Below are 16484 nucleotides of genomic sequence, written 5' to 3'. Positions count from 1 at the left end.
TCCAGGATATTCGCATGAAACCCATCATTCTCGGCGCGCTCGCGCTTCTCGCCGCGGCCGGCGCCGCCGAGGCTCAGCAACGCGGTCCAGGCCTCGACGCCAACGGCGACGGCAAGATCACCCTTCAGGAATTCCAGGCCTCCCGCGGCGACCGCATGTTCAAGCGCATGGACGTCGACAGCGACGGCAAGCTCTCCAAGGCCGAGCTGCAGATGATGCTGGATCGCGCGCCGCAAGGCGCGGACGCGGCCTTCGCCGCGCTTGACGCTGACAAGGACGGCTTCGTCATCCGCGCCGAAGCCGATGCCGCCGCCGCCGCCATGTTCGGCCGCGCCGACACCGACGACGACGGCGCGCTATCGCGTGACGAGATCGAGAGTGTCCGGATGGGCATGCGCGGGCCGGGCGGCCCGCGCTAGGGGCCTAGTTCGCCAGCGCCCGGCTCGCCAGCTCGAAGACGTTCTTGGAGATGCCGGGCGTATCGTGGACGCGCTGGAGTTCGGCTCGCATCAGGTCGCCGAGCGCTGGCCTATAGCGCCGCCAGCTGCCCAGCGCGTCGACCAGCCTGGCCGCGGTCATGGGATTGAATCCGTCCACCGCCAGGATCTGGTCGGCCAGGAAGCGATAGCCCGCGCCGGTTTCATCGTGGAAGCGGGCGGGGTTGAAATTGGCGAAGGTCGAGATCAGCGCCCGCATGCGATTGGGGATTTTCAGGTCGAAGGCGGGATGGGCGGTCAGCCCCAAGACACGCCCCAACGCGCCTTCCGACGGATCGCGGGCCTGGATGGCGAACCACTTGTCGACCACCAGCGGCTCGTCTTTCCAGCGGGCGTAGAAGTCATCCAGCGCGTCCTCGAAGGGCTGGCCGCCGATCTGCATGAGGGCCGAGAGGCCACCCATGGAGTCGGTCATGTTGCCTGCCGCGCGGTAGTGGCCGAGCGCCAGTTCGGCGACCTCGCTGGAGGGGTTGGCGGCGAGCAGGTCCAGGCAAGCGTTGCGCAACGCGCGGCGGCCTGCGGCCTGGGCGTCGGCGGAGAAGTCGCCCAGCTCCTGCAGACCCAGGTGCAACCGCTTGAGGTTGTCGCCCAGGTGAAGCGCCAGGCGCTGGCGAAGCGCCTCGCGGGCGGCCCGTATGGCCTTGGGGTCAGCCGCTGGGGTGGCCAACGCGAGGTCGCCCTCTGAGGGCGCGGCCAGCATCAGGGCCTTGAAGGCGGGCTCGGCGGCCTGGTCGTCGAGACCCCGGCCGATCGCCTCGGCGTAGCGCTCTTCGCCGACATCGTCGGGATGGCCGGCGGCGCGGCTGAGGATCAGGGCGCGCGCCAGGGTCTGGCCAGCCTCCCAGCGGTTGAAGAGATCCGGATCGCCGGCGAGCAGGACGTAAAGGTCCTTAGGCTCGGCGTCGGTCTTCAGCATCACGGGCGCCGAGAAGCGGCGCAGCGCGGAGATCACCGGCGGCCGGTCGACGCCGGTCAGGGTCACCCGCGTCTTCGCCTGGTCGAGGACGACGACGGTCTCGTCGGCCGCCTGGCCATCGCGGGCGAACGCCAGGGTGCGGCCATCCTGGTCCAGGAGGCCGACGGTGACCGGGACGGGCAGGGGCTTCTTGTTCGGCTGACCTGGCGTGGCCGGGGTCGATTGGGTCAGGTCAAGGGTCAGGGTCTTAGCGGTTCCATTATAATGGCTGTCGAGCGTCACCGTCGGCGTGCCGGCTTGTTCGTACCAGGCGAAGAAGGCGGAGAGATCCTGAGCTGAGGCGTCGGCGAAGCAGCGGATGAACTCCTCGACCGTCGTCGCGTGGCCGTCCCAACGCTCGAAATAGAGCTCCATGCCCGCACGGAAGGTCTCGGCGCCTAGGAGGGTCTTCAGCATGCGGATGACCTCCGCGCCCTTCTCGTAAATGGTCGCTGTGTAGAAATTGTCGATCTTCAGATAGCTCGACGGCCGCACGGGATGGGCGAGCGGGCCCTGGTCCTCGGCGAATTGCCGGGCGCGCAAAGCCTTCACGTCCTTGATCCGCTGGACCGCCTCGCCGCGCATATCGGCAGAGAAGCTCTGGTCACGGAAGACGGTTAGGCCCTCCTTGAGGCACAGCTGGAACCAGTCGCGGCAGGTGATGCGGTCGCCGGTCCAATTGTGGAAATACTCGTGGGCGACGACGCTTTCGATACGCTCATAGTCGGCGTCCGTGGCGGTCGCCGGGTCCGCCAACAGGAGGGAGGAGTTGAAGATGTTCAACCCCTTGTTCTCCATCGCCCCGAAGTTGAAGTCGCGCACCGCGACGATCATGAAGAGGTCGAGGTCGTATTCGGCGCTGAACACCTCCTCGTCCCACTTCATCGCGCGCTTCAGCGAGTCCATGGCGTAGGCGGCGCGGTCGGCCATGCCGGGATCGACATAGATCTTCAGAGCGACCGTGCGGCCGCTCATGGTGACAAGGCTGTCCTCCAGCACGTCGAGCTCGCCGGCGACGAGGGCGAAGAGGTAGCATGGCTTGGGGAAGGGGTCGTTCCAAACCGCATAGTGGCGGCCACCAGCGAGCTCGCCCGATTCCATCAGATTGCCGTTGGACAACAGGTGGTGGAAGGCCCTGTCCGCCTCGATGCGGACCGTGTAGCGCGACAGCACGTCGGGCCGGTCGGGCCAGTAGGTGATCTTGCGGAAGCCTTCGGCCTCGCACTGAGTGCAGAAGCGGCCGCCGGACATGTAGAGGCCTTCGAGCGCCTTGTTGCCCTCGGGGTCGATCTCGACCTCGGTCTCCAGGGTGAAGGCGTCGGGCGCGTTGGCGATCGTCAGCCACTCATCGTCGACCACGTAGGCGTCGGCGCCCAGGGTCTGGCCATCAATGGCGGCGGAAATAAAAGTCAGGCGCTCGCCGTTGAACTTCAGGGGGTCGCCATGATCGCCGTTGCGGCGAACCGACAGCGTGGCCTTCACGCGGGTCGCGTTAGGCGCGAGGAGGAAGGTCAGGTGAACTTCGTCGATCAGGAAAGCCGGAGGGGCGTAGTCTGAGAGGCGGATCGGCTGGGGGACGTCTGTGCGCATGGCCCTATCTTGGTCGCCCAAGCGAGCCTCGCCAAGACCTAAGCGCGGCGGCTTTTAGGCGCTGAGCGCCAGAGGTTCGCCGACCACCCCGCCCGACCGCCCCTGGGCAAGGCCGGCGTAAATGCTGGTCAGGCGTTCGAACACCGCGTCCCAGGAGTGCCGCTCGACGGCGCGCTGGCGCGCGGCGCGGGCCAGGGCGTCGCGGTCGGCCGCGAACAGGGCCTCGATCGCCTCGGCCAAATGGTAGGGGTCGGAGGATTGGGCCAAGCGGCCGACCTCACCGTCCACCAGTTCGCCGACGCCGCCCTGGCGAGGGCCGACGACCGGTAGGCCGGCGGCCATGGCCTCCAGCAAGACCAGGCCGAAGATCTCGTGCTCGTTGGCGTGCAAGAAGGCGTCGCAGCTGGCCAGGGTGGCGGCCAAGGCATGCGGGTCGCGCTCATAGTCGAGGCAGGTCAGGTTCGGCGCGTAGCGCGCATCCTTGCCCGCGCCGATCAGCAGCAGGTGGTAGGGGTCGCCCAAGCGCTCTACCGCCGTGATCATCGCCTCGACGTTCTTCTCGCGCGCGGGGCGACCCGCGAAGACCATCAGCCTTGTCTTATCGGGCAGGTCGAGACGACGCAGAAGTCCCGCGCGGTCGGCATGGACGGGATCAAACAGCTGGGTGTCCGTGCCCAGCGCATTGACCGTGACCCGCGAGATGCCGGCGTCCGACAGGCGCTGGGCCATGTGCCGGCTGGGCGCGATCACGTGATCGAAGCGCTGGAAGGTCTGGGCCCAGAAGTTGAAAGCCGGGGCCTCAGCCCATTCGCCCAGATGCAAAGCCGCGAGCGCCGCGGCGTCGGTGTGGCAGAACCCGACGACCGGCGCGCCCAGCGCCTGGCCGGCCTCAAGCGCTGCGTGGCCGGGCACGAACACGTCGCCGGCCTCGATCACGTCGGGCTGCAGCAGGCGGATCACCGTCTCCCACTTGGTCAGGCTGGCCGGGAGGCGGTAGCCGTCGCCGAACGGCAGGCGGGCGGCGGCGACCGTGACCAGCCCGCGGCCCTCGCTGCGCGTGCGCGCGCCTGGCACCACCAAGGTGTGGCGCACTTCCGGCCGGCGGGCCTGCAACCAGGCGCGCTTGGCGTTCAGGTAGCGTTTCACGCCGCCGGACTTCGGCGCGTACATCATGGTGGTGTCGACGAGATGGAAGCCGCCTTCAGAGCGTTTCGCCGCGGGCTCCAGCCGGATCAGGTTGTCGAAATCGGCGGCGACGCGCCAGGTCCGCCGGACCGGTCGATCCAGCCCAGCCTCCGACGCGGCCAGGAAAAGGCCGCCGCGGCTCGTACGATCACGGCGGGAACGGGCGCTAGACACGATGCCTCCGCCGCCATTGGTCCACAGCCTGCTCAGTGGCCCGGTTCCTCCGCTGTCCAAGCGTGTCCGCCAGCTTCACTATTGCGATCTGCTTTTGATGCCGCTGATCACGGAGCTTGGTCAAGATATCCCTGGTGCGCGTCGACAATGGAGATCCCCGAACTGACAGCCCTGGAAAACCGCCGACTACGGATCGAGTTGCATGGCGCGCGCGCGATCGTAGGCCGCGGCCGTCGTCGCCATCATGGCGGCGGCCGGGAACGTCGGCTCAAACCGGGCGCGTGAGGCCTGCTCGAAGCCGTTTCCGAGGCCGAGTAGACGCGCCTCTGACCACGCCGGCCCTATGAACGACAGGCCGACCGGCAGGCCGCTGACCGCGCCCATGGGCACGGTGAGGTGCGGATAGCCCGAGACCGCCGGCAAGGTGGAGACCGAGCCCAGCCAGACCTCGCCGTTGACCGGGTCGATCACGCCGGCCGGACCATTGGTGGGTGCGATCACCGCGTCCATCCCCCCCGATTGCGCCAGCAGCGCATCCAGCAGGGCCCGCGCGTCGGCCCGGGCGCGATTGCGCTGGGCCCGATAGGTCGGATCATTGAGGGCGGCCGCCTTCAGGGCGCCTTCCAGAATGTCCTGGCCGAAGAGGGTCGTCTCCCGCGGCGTCGCGGCGTTGAAGGCGATCAGGTCGGCCAGGCTGCGGATGCGGACCGCCGGCGCGGCGTTCGCCAGATAGGCGTTCAAGGCGGCGCGAAATTCGACCTTCAGGGCGGCTTCCTCGTCCGTGCCGATCGCCACAAGCTGGGGACGCTCCGGCCCGGTAAGCTCAACCAGGATCGCGCCTTGCGCCTTCAGGGTCGCCAGCGCCGTCTCGAAGACGGCGTCCGTCCCCGCCGAGCGGCCCTTGTTGATCCGCCACACGCCCAGACGCGCGCCTTTCAGGGCGTCAGGGCGCAGCCGGGCGTAGTCGCTCTTGCGCCGATCCGCCTCGGCCGTCGCCGGATCGTCCTGGTCGCTTCCCGCCAGCGCTGTCAGAATGACGGCGGCGTCGGCCACGGTGCGGGCGATGGGGCCCAGGGTGTCCTGCTCGGGTGAGATCGGGATGACGTGGGTGCGCGAGACCAGGCCCACGGTGGGCTTCAGTCAGACCACGCCGTTCATCGAGGCGGGACAGGTGATCGAGCCGTCGGTCTCCGCGCCGATGGCGGCGGTGACTAGGCCAGCGGCCACCGCCACGGCGGAGCCGGAGCTGGACCCGCAGGGCGTGCGGTCGAGGGCGTAGGGATTGCGGGTGAGCCCGCCGATGGCGCTCCACCCGCTGATCGAGTTGCTGGAGCGAAAGTTCGACCATTCGGAAAGGTTCGCCTTCCCCAGGACCACTGCGCCGGCGTTGATCAGCCCGCGCACGGCCGGCGCCGTGCGGCCGGTGCGGTTGTCCTTCAGCGCCAGCGAACCGGCGGTGGTCGGCAGTTCCGCGGTCTCGATGCTGTCCTTGAGCAGCAGGGTGAAGCCGCGCAGGGGTTCGGGCGCAAAGCTGCGGCGCCGGTCGATGGCGCGGGCGGCCAGCGCAGCGTTCGGGTCGATCGACAGCACGCTGTTCAGCCTCGGCCCTGCCCGGTCGAGGGCGGCGATCCGGTCCAGGTCGGCCCGGACCTTGGCCTCCACCGGCCCTGGCGCGGGCTGGGCGAGGGCGGGCGCCGAAAGGACGACGAAAGCGGCGGCGAAGAGGGCGGTGCGCATGGCGCCATCAGGCGCCCGCGCCGCCCGATTGTCGAGCTACAGTGTCGGGATCGAGAAGTTACGACCGGCGGCCGTCTCAGACCAGCGCTGGGTCACGGTCTTGGTCCGCGTGAAGAAGCGGATCGAGTCCATGCCGTACTGGTTGAGGTCGCCGAAGGCCGAGCGCTTCCAGCCGCCGAAGCTATGGTAGGCGACCGGCACCGGGATCGGCACATTGATGCCGACCATGCCAACCTCGACCTGATCGACGAAGGCGCGGGCCGCAGCCCCGTCGCGGGTGAAGATGGCCACGCCGTTGCCATAGGGATGGTCTGACGCCAGCTTGATCGCCGCGTCGAGACTGTCGGCCCGGACCATCTGCAGGACTGGGCCGAAGATCTCGTCCTGATAGGTCTTCATGGCGGGCGTGACATGGTCGAATAGGGTGGGCGCCAGGAAGTAGCCTTCCTCATGGCCCTGCAGGCTGAAGCCGCGGCCGTCGATGACCAACTCGGCGCCCTCGTCGACGCCCATCTGGATGTAGCCTTCGATGCGCGCCTTGTGCTGGGCGCTGACCACGGGGCCGTAGTCGGCGTCGGGGTCGGTGGAGACGCCGACACGCAAGGAGGCGATCGCCGGGATCAGCTTCTGACGCAGGCGCTCGGCGGTGCGCTCGCCGACGGGGGCGATCACCGGCATGGCCATGCAGCGTTCGCCGGCCGAGCCGAAGGCTGCGCCCATGACGTCGGCGACGACGCGGTCGAGGTCGGCGTCGGGCATGACGATCCCATGGTTCTTGGCGCCGCCCATGCATTGCATGCGCTTACCGGCGGACGCGCCGCGGGCGTAGACGGCTTGCGCGATATCAGACGAGCCCACGAAGCTGATCGCCTTGACGTCGGGGTGCTCGACCAGGGCGTCGACCACGGTCTTGTCGCCGTGCAGGACGTTGAAAATTCCCGCCGGCAGGCCGGCCTCCATGGCCAACTCCGCCAGACGGACCGACACGGAGGGGTCGCGCTCTGAGGGCTTGAGGATGAAGGCGTTGCCCGTCGCGATGGCCGGCGCCGCCATCCAGAGCGGGATCATCGCCGGGAAGTTGAAGGGCGTGATCCCAGCCGTGACGCCCAGCGGCTGGTGGATGTCGTAAACGTCGATGTCGGTCCCCGCGCCCTGGGTGTAGCCGCCCTTCAGCAGGTGGGGGATCCCGCAGACGAACTCGACGACCTCCAGGCCGCGCTGGATGTCGCCCTTGGCGTCGGCGACCACCTTGCCGTGCTCGCTGGCCAGAAGTTCGGCCAAGGACTGCATGTTCGCCTCGATCAGTCGCTTGAACTCGAACATCACCCGCGCGCGGCGCTGGGGATTGAGGGCGGCCCACGCGGGCTGGGCGGCCTTGGCGTTGGCTGCCATGCGATCGACCAGGGCTGCGTCGCCCAGCCCGACCTGAGCCTGGACGCGTCCCAGGTTGGGGTCGAAGACATCACCCAGCCGCCCGTCGAGATGGAGGGAGCGGCCGTCCATGAAGTGGTCGATCATGCGCATTAAGGAGGGTCCTTCTGGCGCCTATCTGCACGATCCGGCGGGGGGGCCGTCAACCGCCGTGGCCGGGGTGGTGATGCGCCGGCGCGACAAACGATCATTATCTTGATCATGCGCGCGGCTTTGCGTTTGAATTCAACGGCGGGGCGGACGCAAAATAATAGACTTGCCGCGCCCGCTGCTTGGCCGACCATGCCGGTCTCAAATCTCTAGCAAGGCGCGCCACGATGATGCAGGGACAACACCGCCGGGGCTTCATCAAGGCCGCGGGTCTTGGCGCCGCGGGCGCCGCCTTCGCCGGCTCGGCTTTCGCCGCCGGTCCGGACGACATCGACCTGATCGTCGTGAACGCCAAGGTCTTCACGGTCGACGAGAGCCAGCCGCGGGCCCAGGCCTTTGCGGTCAAGCAGGGCCGGTTCTACGCCGTGGGCGCCAGCGACGAGATCCGCGGCCTGGCCGGCAAGAAGACGCAGATTTACGACGCCAAGGGGATGACCATCGTCCCGGGCTTCATCGACACCCACAACCACCCGCGCGGCGGGCGCATCCTCTATGACGTGGTGATCCAGAACCCCTTCGAGGTGGAGTTCACCACCATCGACGTGATTATCGGCAAGCTGCGGACCCGCGCCGCCCAGACGCCGCCGGACTATTGGGTCCAGGGTTATTTCTACGACGACGTGAAGGTGAAGGACGGCCGCGAGCTCAATCGGCACGATCTGGACAAGGTCTCGACGACCCATCCGGTGATCGTCACCCACCGCGGCGGTCACACGTCCTACTACAACACCAAGGCCCTGGAGATGGCCGGCGTCACCAAGGCGACCACCCGGTTCGGCGGGACCTTCGACAAGGATTCCAGCGGCGAGCTGAACGGCCGGGTCACGGACAAGGCGCGCGATGTCTTCAACGGCGTCGGCAAGATGGTGACCTACACCCCGGCCGAGACCGAGACGCGCGAGCGCGACGCGGCGGCCTTCATGTCCAAGCAGTTCGTGAAATATGGCCTGACGGGCGTGCACCACTCATCCGGTGACTTCTTCACGCTGCAACAGGTGCGCGAGAACGGCGACCTGCTGCACCGCGTCTCCTATGAGGCGACCGACCAGTTCCTCGACGCCATGATCGCCCAGGGCCTGCGCACCGGTTTCGGCGACGAATGGATCCGCCTGGGCGCAACGTCAGAGCACACGGTGGACGACTCGTTCTCTGAGCGGACCATGGCGCTCTCGACGCCTTACCCGGGGGTTACGCCGCCTTACAAGGGTAACGTCACCGAGACTCAAGCGACCCTGGACGCCTGGTGCCTGAAGGTGCACCGCGCCGGCATCCAAATGAACTGCCACGCCAATGGCGACGTCGCGATCGACATGACGCTGACAGCCTATGAGCGGGCGCTGAAAGCCTTCCCCGTCGCCGACGCGCGACCAAAGATCACCCACTGCAGCCTGATCAACGACGACCTGATCGCCCGCATGAAGGCGATCAACGCCGTGCCGGCGCTCTTCACCACCTACGCCTACTACAACGGCGACAAGTTCCACTTCTACGGCCAGGACATGATGAACCACATGATGGCCTACAGGACGATGATCGACGCCGGCATCCATGTGGCGGCGGGGTCGGACTTTGGCCCCGGCCCGTGTGCGCCCCTGATGGCGTTGCAGGGCATGGTGACCCGCAGGGGCTGGAACAACGAGGTCTGGGGTCCGGCCCAGCGCATCACCATGGATGAGGCCATCAAGGTCCACACCCTGAACAGCGCCTACAACAGCCACGAAGAGGGGATCAAAGGCTCGATCACCACCGGCAAGCTCGCCGACTTCGTGGTCCTGGCTGACGACCCGCACACGGTCGACCCCGACAAGGTCAAGGACATCCAGATCGTCCAGACCGTAACCGGCGGCCGGGTGGTTTACGCGGCCTGACGGGTGTCAGACGATGTCAAATCGAGGCTGAGGGCCGTTCGCCTGCACTTCGGCCTCAGCCAGCGGGCGCTGGCCAAGCGGGCCGGGGTGCCGTCGAGTTCGGTGTCGCTGATCGAGGGGGGCAAGGTGAGCCCCTCGGTCGGCTCGCTGAAGCGGCTGGTCGACGCCATGGGCATGTCGCTGGCGGAGTTCTTCAGCTTCGAGGCGCCGCAGCACGACCAGATCTTCTTCCGCGCCGACGAACTGCTGCCGATCGCGCAAGGCGCGGTAAGCTATCGCCAGGTGGGCCACGACCTGTCGCGCTCGCTGCTGCAGATCCTGTGCGAAACCTACCAGCCGGGCGCCGACAGCGGCCGGGTGCGCCTCTCCCACGAGGGCGAGGAGGGCGGCGTCGTCATCTCCGGCCAGCTGGAGGTGACGGTAGGCGAGGAGAAGCGCCTGCTGGGCCCGGGCGACGCCTACCTGTTCCGCAGCGAGGTGCCGCACCGGTTCCGCAACATCGCTGAGGCGCCTTGCGTGCTGATCACCGCCTGCACGCCCCCCACCTTCTAGTTCTTGAACGGACCTTTCGATGAACGCCGTGACCCCGACGCTGCCGAACGACCTCGACGCCTTCTGGATGCCGTTCACCGCGAACCGCGCCTTCAAGGCTGAGCCGCGGCTGTTCTCGCGCGCCAAGGACATGCACTATTTCACGCCGGAAGGCCGGGCGGTGCTGGACGGCACGGCAGGACTCTGGTGCTCGAACGCCGGCCACTGCCGGGCGCCGATCGTGGCGGCGATCCAGGCGGAGGCGGCGAACCTCGATTTCGCGCCGACCTTCAACCTCGGCCACCCGCGCGCCTTCGAGCTGGCGTCGCGCCTGACCCAAGTCTTCCCGGCCGAGCTGACGCGGGTGTTCTTCGTCAACTCCGGTTCGGAAGCGGTGGATACGGCCCTGAAGATGGCGCTGGCCTATCACCGGGCGAACGGCGAAGGGACGCGCACCCGCCTGATCGGCCGCCAGCGCGGCTACCATGGGGTGGGGTTCGGCGGGATTTCGGTGGGCGGCCTGGTCAACAACCGCCGCGCCTTCGTGACCCTGCCCGGCGTCGACCACCTGACCCACACCCTGAACATGGCCGAGACGGCCTTCACCCAAGGCCAGCCCGCCTGGGGCGCGCATCTCGCCGATGAGCTGGAGGCCCTGGTCGCCCTGCATGGGGCCGAGACCATCGCCGCCGTGATCGTCGAGCCGCTGGCCGGCTCCACCGGCGTGCTGGTTCCGCCCGTGGGCTATCTGGAGCGTCTGCGCGAGATCACGGCCAAGCACGGCATCCTGTTGATCTTCGACGAGGTCATCTCAGGCTTCGGCCGCCTGGGCGCGGCCTCGGCGGCGCAGCGGCTGGGCGTGACGCCGGACCTGATGACGCTGGCCAAGGGCATCACCAACGCCGCCGTGCCGATGGGCGCGGTGCTGGCGCAGGAGTTCATCTACGACCGCATCGTGAACGGCGCGCCGGCGGGCATCGAGTTCTTCCACGGCAACACCTATTCCGGCCATCCGCTAGCGGTGGCCGCGGCGCTGGCGACGCTCGACGTCTACGCTGAGGAGCAGCTGTTCGAACGGGCCGCGGCCCTGGAGCCCTACTGGCAGGCCGCGGTGCATCGCCTGGCGGAAGCGCCGAACGTCATCGACGTGCGCAACCTGGGGCTGGTTGCGGGTATCGAGCTTAAGCCACGGGTGGACGCGCCCGGCGCGCGGGCGACCGAGGTGTTCCATGCCTGTTTTGATGAAGGCCTGCTGATCCGGGTTACGGGCGACATTATCGCGCTTTCGCCGCCGCTGATTGTCTCGGACTCCCAGATCGACGAGATGGTCGACAAGATCGCCGATGTGCTGGAGCGCACCGCCTGAGGCCGAAGCGCGGCTTTCCCGGTGGGCTGTCTGGCTCCAAGGTCGAGCTTGAGGAGACTTCCAATGAAAATTCCCGCGCTCGAGCCTGAAGAGGCGGTGGACTCGCCGCTGGGCCGGACCCTGTTGTCGCGGCACGTGGCCATGATTTCCATCGGCGGCATCATCGGGGCGGGGCTGTTCGTCGGGTCCAGCGCCTCGATCCATGCGGTGGGGCCGGCGATCCTGGTCAGCTACGCCCTGGCCGGGTTGATCGTCCTGATGGTCATGCGGATGCTGGGCGAGATGGCCCTGGCGCTGCCGGGGATCACCGCCTTCACCGAATTCGCCCGTGTGGGCCTGGGGAACTGGGCGGGTTTCACCTCCGGCTGGCTCTACTGGTATTTCTGGGTCGTGGTCGTAGCGATCGAGGCCATCGCCGGGGCGACCCTGATCCAGCACTGGATCGACCTGCCGCTCTGGCTGGTCGGCTGGGCGCTTCTGGCGGTGCTGACGGGCTCGAACCTCACCTCGACGCGGACCTATGGCGAGACGGAGTTCTGGTTCGCCTCGCTGAAGGTGGGCGCGATCGTCGCCTTCATCGTTGTCGCCGGCGCCTATGTGCTGGGCCTGACCTCGGGGCGCGGGCCAGACATCTCCAACCTCGTCGCTCATGGCGGTTTTGCGCCCATGGGACCGGCTTCGGTGCTGGCCGGCGTGACCACGGTGATCTTCTCGCTGTGCGGCGCGGAGATATCGACCATCGCCGCAGCGGAGTCGCCGGAGCCGGCCCAAACCATCGCCAAGCTGACCAGCTCGGTGATCCTTCGGATCATCCTGTTCTATGTGGGCGCGCTGTTCCTGATCCTGGCCATCGTGCCGTGGAACGAGATCACGCCGGGCCAATCGCCCTTCGTGCTCGCCATGGAGCGGATCAATGTGCCGGCGGCCGGCGCCATCACCAATGTCATCGTGCTGACGGCGGTGCTCTCGTGCCTGAACTCAGGGCTCTATGTGGCGTCGCGAATTCTGTTCACCCTGGCCAGCCGGGGCGACGCGCCGCAGTGGGCGGTGGCGGTCAACAGGCGAAAGGTGCCGGCGCGCTCGATCCTGATTGCGTCGAGCTTCGGTTGGCTGGCGATCCTGGCGGCGGTGATCTCGCCGGACGGAGTCTTCGCCTTCCTGGTGAATGCTTCAGGCGCGACCATGCTGGTGATCTACCTGCTGTCGGCGCTGGCGCAGATCCGGCTCAGGCGCGAATTCGAGCGGACCGATCCGGGCCGGCTGCAGTTCAAAGTGTGGCTGTTCCCCTGGCTCAGCTACGTGACAGTCGCGGCGATCGTGGGGGTCTTGGCGGCGATGACGCTGACGCCGAGCCTGGCCAGCCAATTCTGGGTGAGCGGACTGCTGGCCGCCCTGGTAGCAGGCTGCTTCTTCGTCTTCCGGAAAGGGAAGAAAGGCGCGGCGGCCTGACGACCGCCGCGGCCTGTCGTCTTACTTCTTCAGGGCTTCGCGGGCGGCGTCCTTGATGGAGCCGACGCCCTTTTGAAGCTTGCCCGACGCGCGATCCGCCACGCCTTCAGCTTCGAGACGCTCATTGCCGGTGGCCTTGCCGGCGGCTTCCTTGATGGAGCCCGCGGCGTCCTTGGCGGCGCCCTTGATCTCGTCCTTGTGCATCGAAGTTCTCCTTCGTCAGTGACTTAGGACCCGGCGGGTCCATCGCTCTTGGAAGCGCTGAGCGGGGAGGATCGTTCCCGCGACATAGGCGCGCCGTTGCGAAGTGGCCGGGCGGGGGCTATCTGCCTGCGCGACCCCCATTTTCCTCGATCGCGAGCGAGCTCACGCCCCATGGCGCAGCAATATATCTTTCAGATGCAGGGCCTGACCAAGGCCTACCCCGGCGGCAAGAAGGTGTTCGAGAACATCTGGCTGTCGTTCTACTCGGACGCCAAGATCGGCGTCGTCGGGGTGAACGGCTCGGGTAAATCGACCCTGCTGAAGATCATCGCGGGCGTGGACAAGGAGTTCAACGGCGAGGCCAAGGCTGCTGACGGCGTCAAGATGGGCTATCTGCAGCAGGAGCCGCACCTCGACGAAGCGCTGAACGTCTGGGGCAATGTGATCTCCTGGTGCGAAGAGAAGAAGATCTTCGACCGCTACAACGAGATCGCCGCCGAGCTGGGCGAGAACTACACCGACGAGCTCATGGAGGAGATGACCACTCTCCAGGAAAAGATCGACGCCGGCGACCTGTGGGACATCGATTCCAAGATCGAGATGGCGATGGACGCCCTGCGCTGCCCGCCCAACGACTGGCCGGTGGACAAGCTGTCGGGCGGCGAGAAGCGCCGGATCGCCCTGGCGCGGCTCCTGCTGTCGAAGCCGGACATGCTGCTGCTCGACGAACCCACCAACCACCTCGACGCCGAGAGCGTCGCCTGGCTGCAGCACCACCTGGAGGAGTTCCCGGGCTGCGTTATCCTGGTGACCCACGATCGCTACTTCCTGGACCAGGTGACCAAGTGGACGCTGGAGCTCGATCGCGGCAAGGGCATCCCCTACGAAGGCAACTACTCCGGCTGGCTGGAGCAGAAGACCAAGCGCATCGTGCAGGAGAAGTCCGAGAGCGAGGCGCGCCAGCGGGCCATGACCCGCGAACTGGAATGGGTGCGCTCCGGCGCCAAGGCCCGGCAGTCCAAGTCCAAGGCCCGCCTGGCGGCCTATGACCAGATGGTCACCGACCAGGAGAACAGCCGCGAGTCGCAGAGCTTCGCCACCATTCAGATCCCGCCGGGTCCGCGCCTCGGCAACCTGGTGCTTGAAGCCGAGAACCTGTCGAAGTCCTATGGCGACAAGGTGCTGTTCGAGAATCTGTCGTTCCGCCTGCCGCCCAACGGCATCGTCGGCGTGATCGGCCCGAACGGCGCCGGCAAGTCGACCCTGTTCAAGATCATCACCGGCCAGGAGCAGCCCGACAGCGGGACCTTCAAGGTCGGCGAGACGGTGAAACTGGCCTATGTCGACCAGAGCCGTGACGCGCTGGATGACGCCAAGACGGTCTGGCAGGAAATTTCCAGCGGCCTGGACGTGATGGCGGTGGGCAAGCGCGAGATCAACACGCGCTCCTATGTGGGCTCGTTCAACTTCCGCGGCGGCGACCAGCAGAAGAAGGTCGGCCTGCTGTCGGGCGGTGAGCGCAACCGCGTCCACCTGGCCAAGACGCTCACGACTGGCGGCAACGTCATCCTGCTCGATGAACCGACCAACGACCTGGACATCGAGACCTTGCAGAACCTCGAGGAGGCCCTGGAGGAGTTCGCCGGCTGCGCCGTGGTCATCAGCCACGATCGCTGGTTCCTGGACCGCCTGGCCACCCACATCCTGGCCTTCGAGGGCGACAGCCACGTCGAATGGTTCGAAGGCAACTTCGAGGCCTACGAGGAAGACAAGAAGCGTCGCCTGGGCGTCGACAGTCTGATCCCCCACCGGATCAAGTTCCAGAAGTTCGGCCGCTAACTTTACCCTATTCCGTCATCCCGGACGGCCTGCAAGGTCGATCCGGGACCCAGGGTCATGGGCTGTGCACCGGCCCTGGGTCCCGGCTCTCCGCTTCACTGCGGCCGGGCTGACGGGGTTGTTGGTTGAACGTCTCATAGAGGTCGCGCCCCTGCGGGTTCGACTTCTCGATGAGTTGTAGCTTCCAAGCGCGTCGACAGCGTTTGATGCGCTTCTCCGCCGTAACGGCTCCGTCGGCCGTTGGAAACGCTTTGTACCAGACGAGCTGAGTGACGCCGTATTGAGCGGTGAATCCGCCACTCTCGCGCTGCTTATGCGTCCACACACGGTGCGAAAGGTCCCCGGTTACCCGGGTGTAGAGCGTGCCGTTCGGCTGGCTGGCGAGGACGTAAACGTAGAAGCTACGCTCCACCGGCAGGAAACGCTCCTACGTCTCGTCGTCCTGGAAGGTCCACGTCGAGGCGCCGTCGAACTGGCGGATGCGGATGTGGTCCCAGTCGAGGCCGTCGATCAGGCGGGCGTTGACGGCCATGCGCTGCTGGGCGCCGCTGAGCGACTGCCAGTGGGTGACGCAGCCGCAGCTACGGCAGCGGTGGAAGGCCAGCATCCGGTCGCCCCAGACATAGGGCTGGGTCGTGCCAGGCTTAGGCAGAGTGATCTCGGACTGCTGGTAATGGGCCCAGCGTGCGCCCAACCTTCGGCAGATGGAGCAGTTGCACTCCACGACCTCGGCCGGCGGGCGCGGCGCCGTGAGCTTCGCCTGACCGCAGTGGCAGCTGACTTCCGGCACGCGCTCTCCCATTCGCGTTTCTGGTTTGTGACAGGAGAGCGCGGGAAGGGCGGACTTGTCCAGTCCGCCCCTGTCATGCCTTCGACAATCAGCCGGCCGCTGCGGCCGCTTCCAGCTGGGCGACGTCGATCTTCACCATCTGCATCATGGCCTGCAGGACGCGCCCGGCCTTGGCCTGGTCGGGGTCGGCCAGCAGTTCCGGCAGGCGCCGGGGCACGACCTGCCAGGACATCCCGAACCGGTCCTTCAGCCAGCCGCAGACCGACTCCGTCCCGCCGTCAGCCAGCAGGGCCGCCCACAGCCGGTCGACCTCGGCCTGGTCGGCGCAGTCCACAGACAGCGAGACCGCCTCGCTGAAGGGGAAATCGATATCGCCGTTGATCGCCATGAATTCGACGCCGGCCATCTCCCACTCGGCGGTGAGCACCTTGCCCTTCTCGCCATGGTCGGTGTCGGTGGTGAAGTAGGTCAGCTTGCCGGCGGGGCCGGGAAATACCGACTGGTAAAAGGCCATGGCCTCGGGGGCGTTTCCGTTGAACCACAGGCAGGTGCGGATCTTCTGCATCGCGAGCTCCTTTGGGTCGTTCGTCCTTCAAGGACGGTCGGCGGTCCCGCGTTCCGACGCGGGGGCGCACAAAAGTGAACGCCAAGTAACAAACTAAATCGCATGTAATGAATGCAGAGTAATATTCTTAAATCGAAGTCATTACGACCTATT

At 67.0% G+C, this 16484-nt stretch carries 13 protein-coding genes and 1 pseudogene; 6 read left to right on the top strand and 8 right to left on the bottom strand.

Annotated elements, in window-relative coordinates; genetic code table 11:
- The first annotated feature begins 14 nt into the window (after nt 1–14).
- Nucleotides 15–419, top strand: coding sequence for an EF-hand domain-containing protein (locus BN1313_RS13565; protein WP_176696024.1), 405 nt, complete (start codon nt 15–17; stop codon nt 417–419).
- 4 nt (nt 420–423) lie between these two features.
- Here the strand turns inward: BN1313_RS13565 and pepN are convergent, their stop codons facing one another.
- From pepN to BN1313_RS13545, 4 genes and pseudogenes are all read right to left on the bottom strand, one after another.
- Nucleotides 424–3042: an aminopeptidase N gene (gene pepN / locus BN1313_RS13560; RefSeq protein ID WP_091741752.1), complete on the bottom strand. Its 2619-nt coding sequence runs from the start codon at nt 3040–3042 to the stop codon at nt 424–426.
- 54 nt (nt 3043–3096) lie between these two features.
- Nucleotides 3097–4401, bottom strand: a complete 1305-nt coding sequence (locus BN1313_RS13555; RefSeq protein ID WP_245620199.1) for a glycosyltransferase — start codon at nt 4399–4401, stop codon at nt 3097–3099.
- 186 nt (nt 4402–4587) lie between these two features.
- Nucleotides 4588–6138: pseudogene (locus BN1313_RS13550) on the bottom strand (amidase).
- A gap of 36 nt (nt 6139–6174) precedes the next feature.
- Complete coding sequence (locus tag BN1313_RS13545; RefSeq protein WP_091741748.1) at nt 6175–7662, bottom strand: CoA-acylating methylmalonate-semialdehyde dehydrogenase; 1488 nt, start codon at nt 7660–7662, stop codon at nt 6175–6177.
- Nucleotides 7663–7886: 224 nt separating this feature from the next.
- Between BN1313_RS13545 and BN1313_RS13540 the strand changes: the two genes are divergently transcribed.
- The 4 genes from BN1313_RS13540 (at nt 7887) to BN1313_RS13525 (ending at nt 12933) form a co-directional block, all read left to right on the top strand.
- Complete coding sequence (locus BN1313_RS13540) at nt 7887–9587, top strand: amidohydrolase (RefSeq protein ID WP_091741745.1); 1701 nt, start codon at nt 7887–7889, stop codon at nt 9585–9587.
- Between the two features lie 3 nt (nt 9588–9590).
- Nucleotides 9591–10139, top strand: coding sequence for a cupin domain-containing protein (locus BN1313_RS13535; protein ID WP_091741741.1), 549 nt, complete (start codon nt 9591–9593; stop codon nt 10137–10139).
- A gap of 19 nt (nt 10140–10158) precedes the next feature.
- Nucleotides 10159–11484, top strand: coding sequence for an omega-aminotransferase AptA (aptA, locus tag BN1313_RS13530; RefSeq protein ID WP_091741738.1), 1326 nt, complete (start codon nt 10159–10161; stop codon nt 11482–11484).
- A 63-nt stretch (nt 11485–11547) separates the two neighbouring features.
- Complete coding sequence (locus tag BN1313_RS13525; RefSeq protein ID WP_091741735.1) at nt 11548–12933, top strand: amino acid permease; 1386 nt, start codon at nt 11548–11550, stop codon at nt 12931–12933.
- A 21-nt stretch (nt 12934–12954) separates the two neighbouring features.
- Here the strand turns inward: BN1313_RS13525 and BN1313_RS13520 are convergent, their stop codons facing one another.
- On the bottom strand, nt 12955–13137 hold the full coding sequence (locus BN1313_RS13520) for a CsbD family protein (protein WP_091741732.1): 183 nt from the start codon (nt 13135–13137) through the stop codon (nt 12955–12957).
- 171 nt (nt 13138–13308) lie between these two features.
- Here BN1313_RS13520 and ettA point away from each other — a divergent pair, with 171 nt between their 5' ends.
- Entirely contained in the window at nt 13309–14976 is a 1668-nt protein-coding gene (gene ettA / locus BN1313_RS13515; protein ID WP_091741730.1) for an energy-dependent translational throttle protein EttA, read from the top strand.
- Nucleotides 14977–15031: 55 nt separating this feature from the next.
- Here the strand turns inward: ettA and BN1313_RS13510 are convergent, their stop codons facing one another.
- The 3 genes from BN1313_RS13510 to BN1313_RS13500 all read right to left on the bottom strand — a co-directional run bounded on the left by BN1313_RS13510 (nt 15032) and on the right by BN1313_RS13500 (nt 16331).
- Nucleotides 15032–15388 (bottom strand): GIY-YIG nuclease family protein, encoded by a 357-nt coding sequence (locus BN1313_RS13510; RefSeq protein ID WP_091741727.1) that lies wholly within the window; start codon nt 15386–15388, stop codon nt 15032–15034.
- Nucleotides 15389–15403: 15 nt separating this feature from the next.
- Nucleotides 15404–15766, bottom strand: a complete 363-nt coding sequence (locus BN1313_RS13505; protein ID WP_141653147.1) for a GFA family protein — start codon at nt 15764–15766, stop codon at nt 15404–15406.
- Between the two features lie 88 nt (nt 15767–15854).
- Nucleotides 15855–16331, bottom strand: a complete 477-nt coding sequence (locus BN1313_RS13500; protein WP_091741721.1) for a VOC family protein — start codon at nt 16329–16331, stop codon at nt 15855–15857.
- Between the last annotated feature and the right edge of the window lie 153 nt (nt 16332–16484).

Source organism: Phenylobacterium immobile (ATCC 35973) (assembly GCF_001375595.1).
In the GTDB taxonomy this organism is placed as follows: domain Bacteria; phylum Pseudomonadota; class Alphaproteobacteria; order Caulobacterales; family Caulobacteraceae; genus Phenylobacterium; species Phenylobacterium immobile.
Note: the sequence above shows the minus strand (reverse complement) of the source record. Positions and strands in the feature narration are given on the sequence as shown.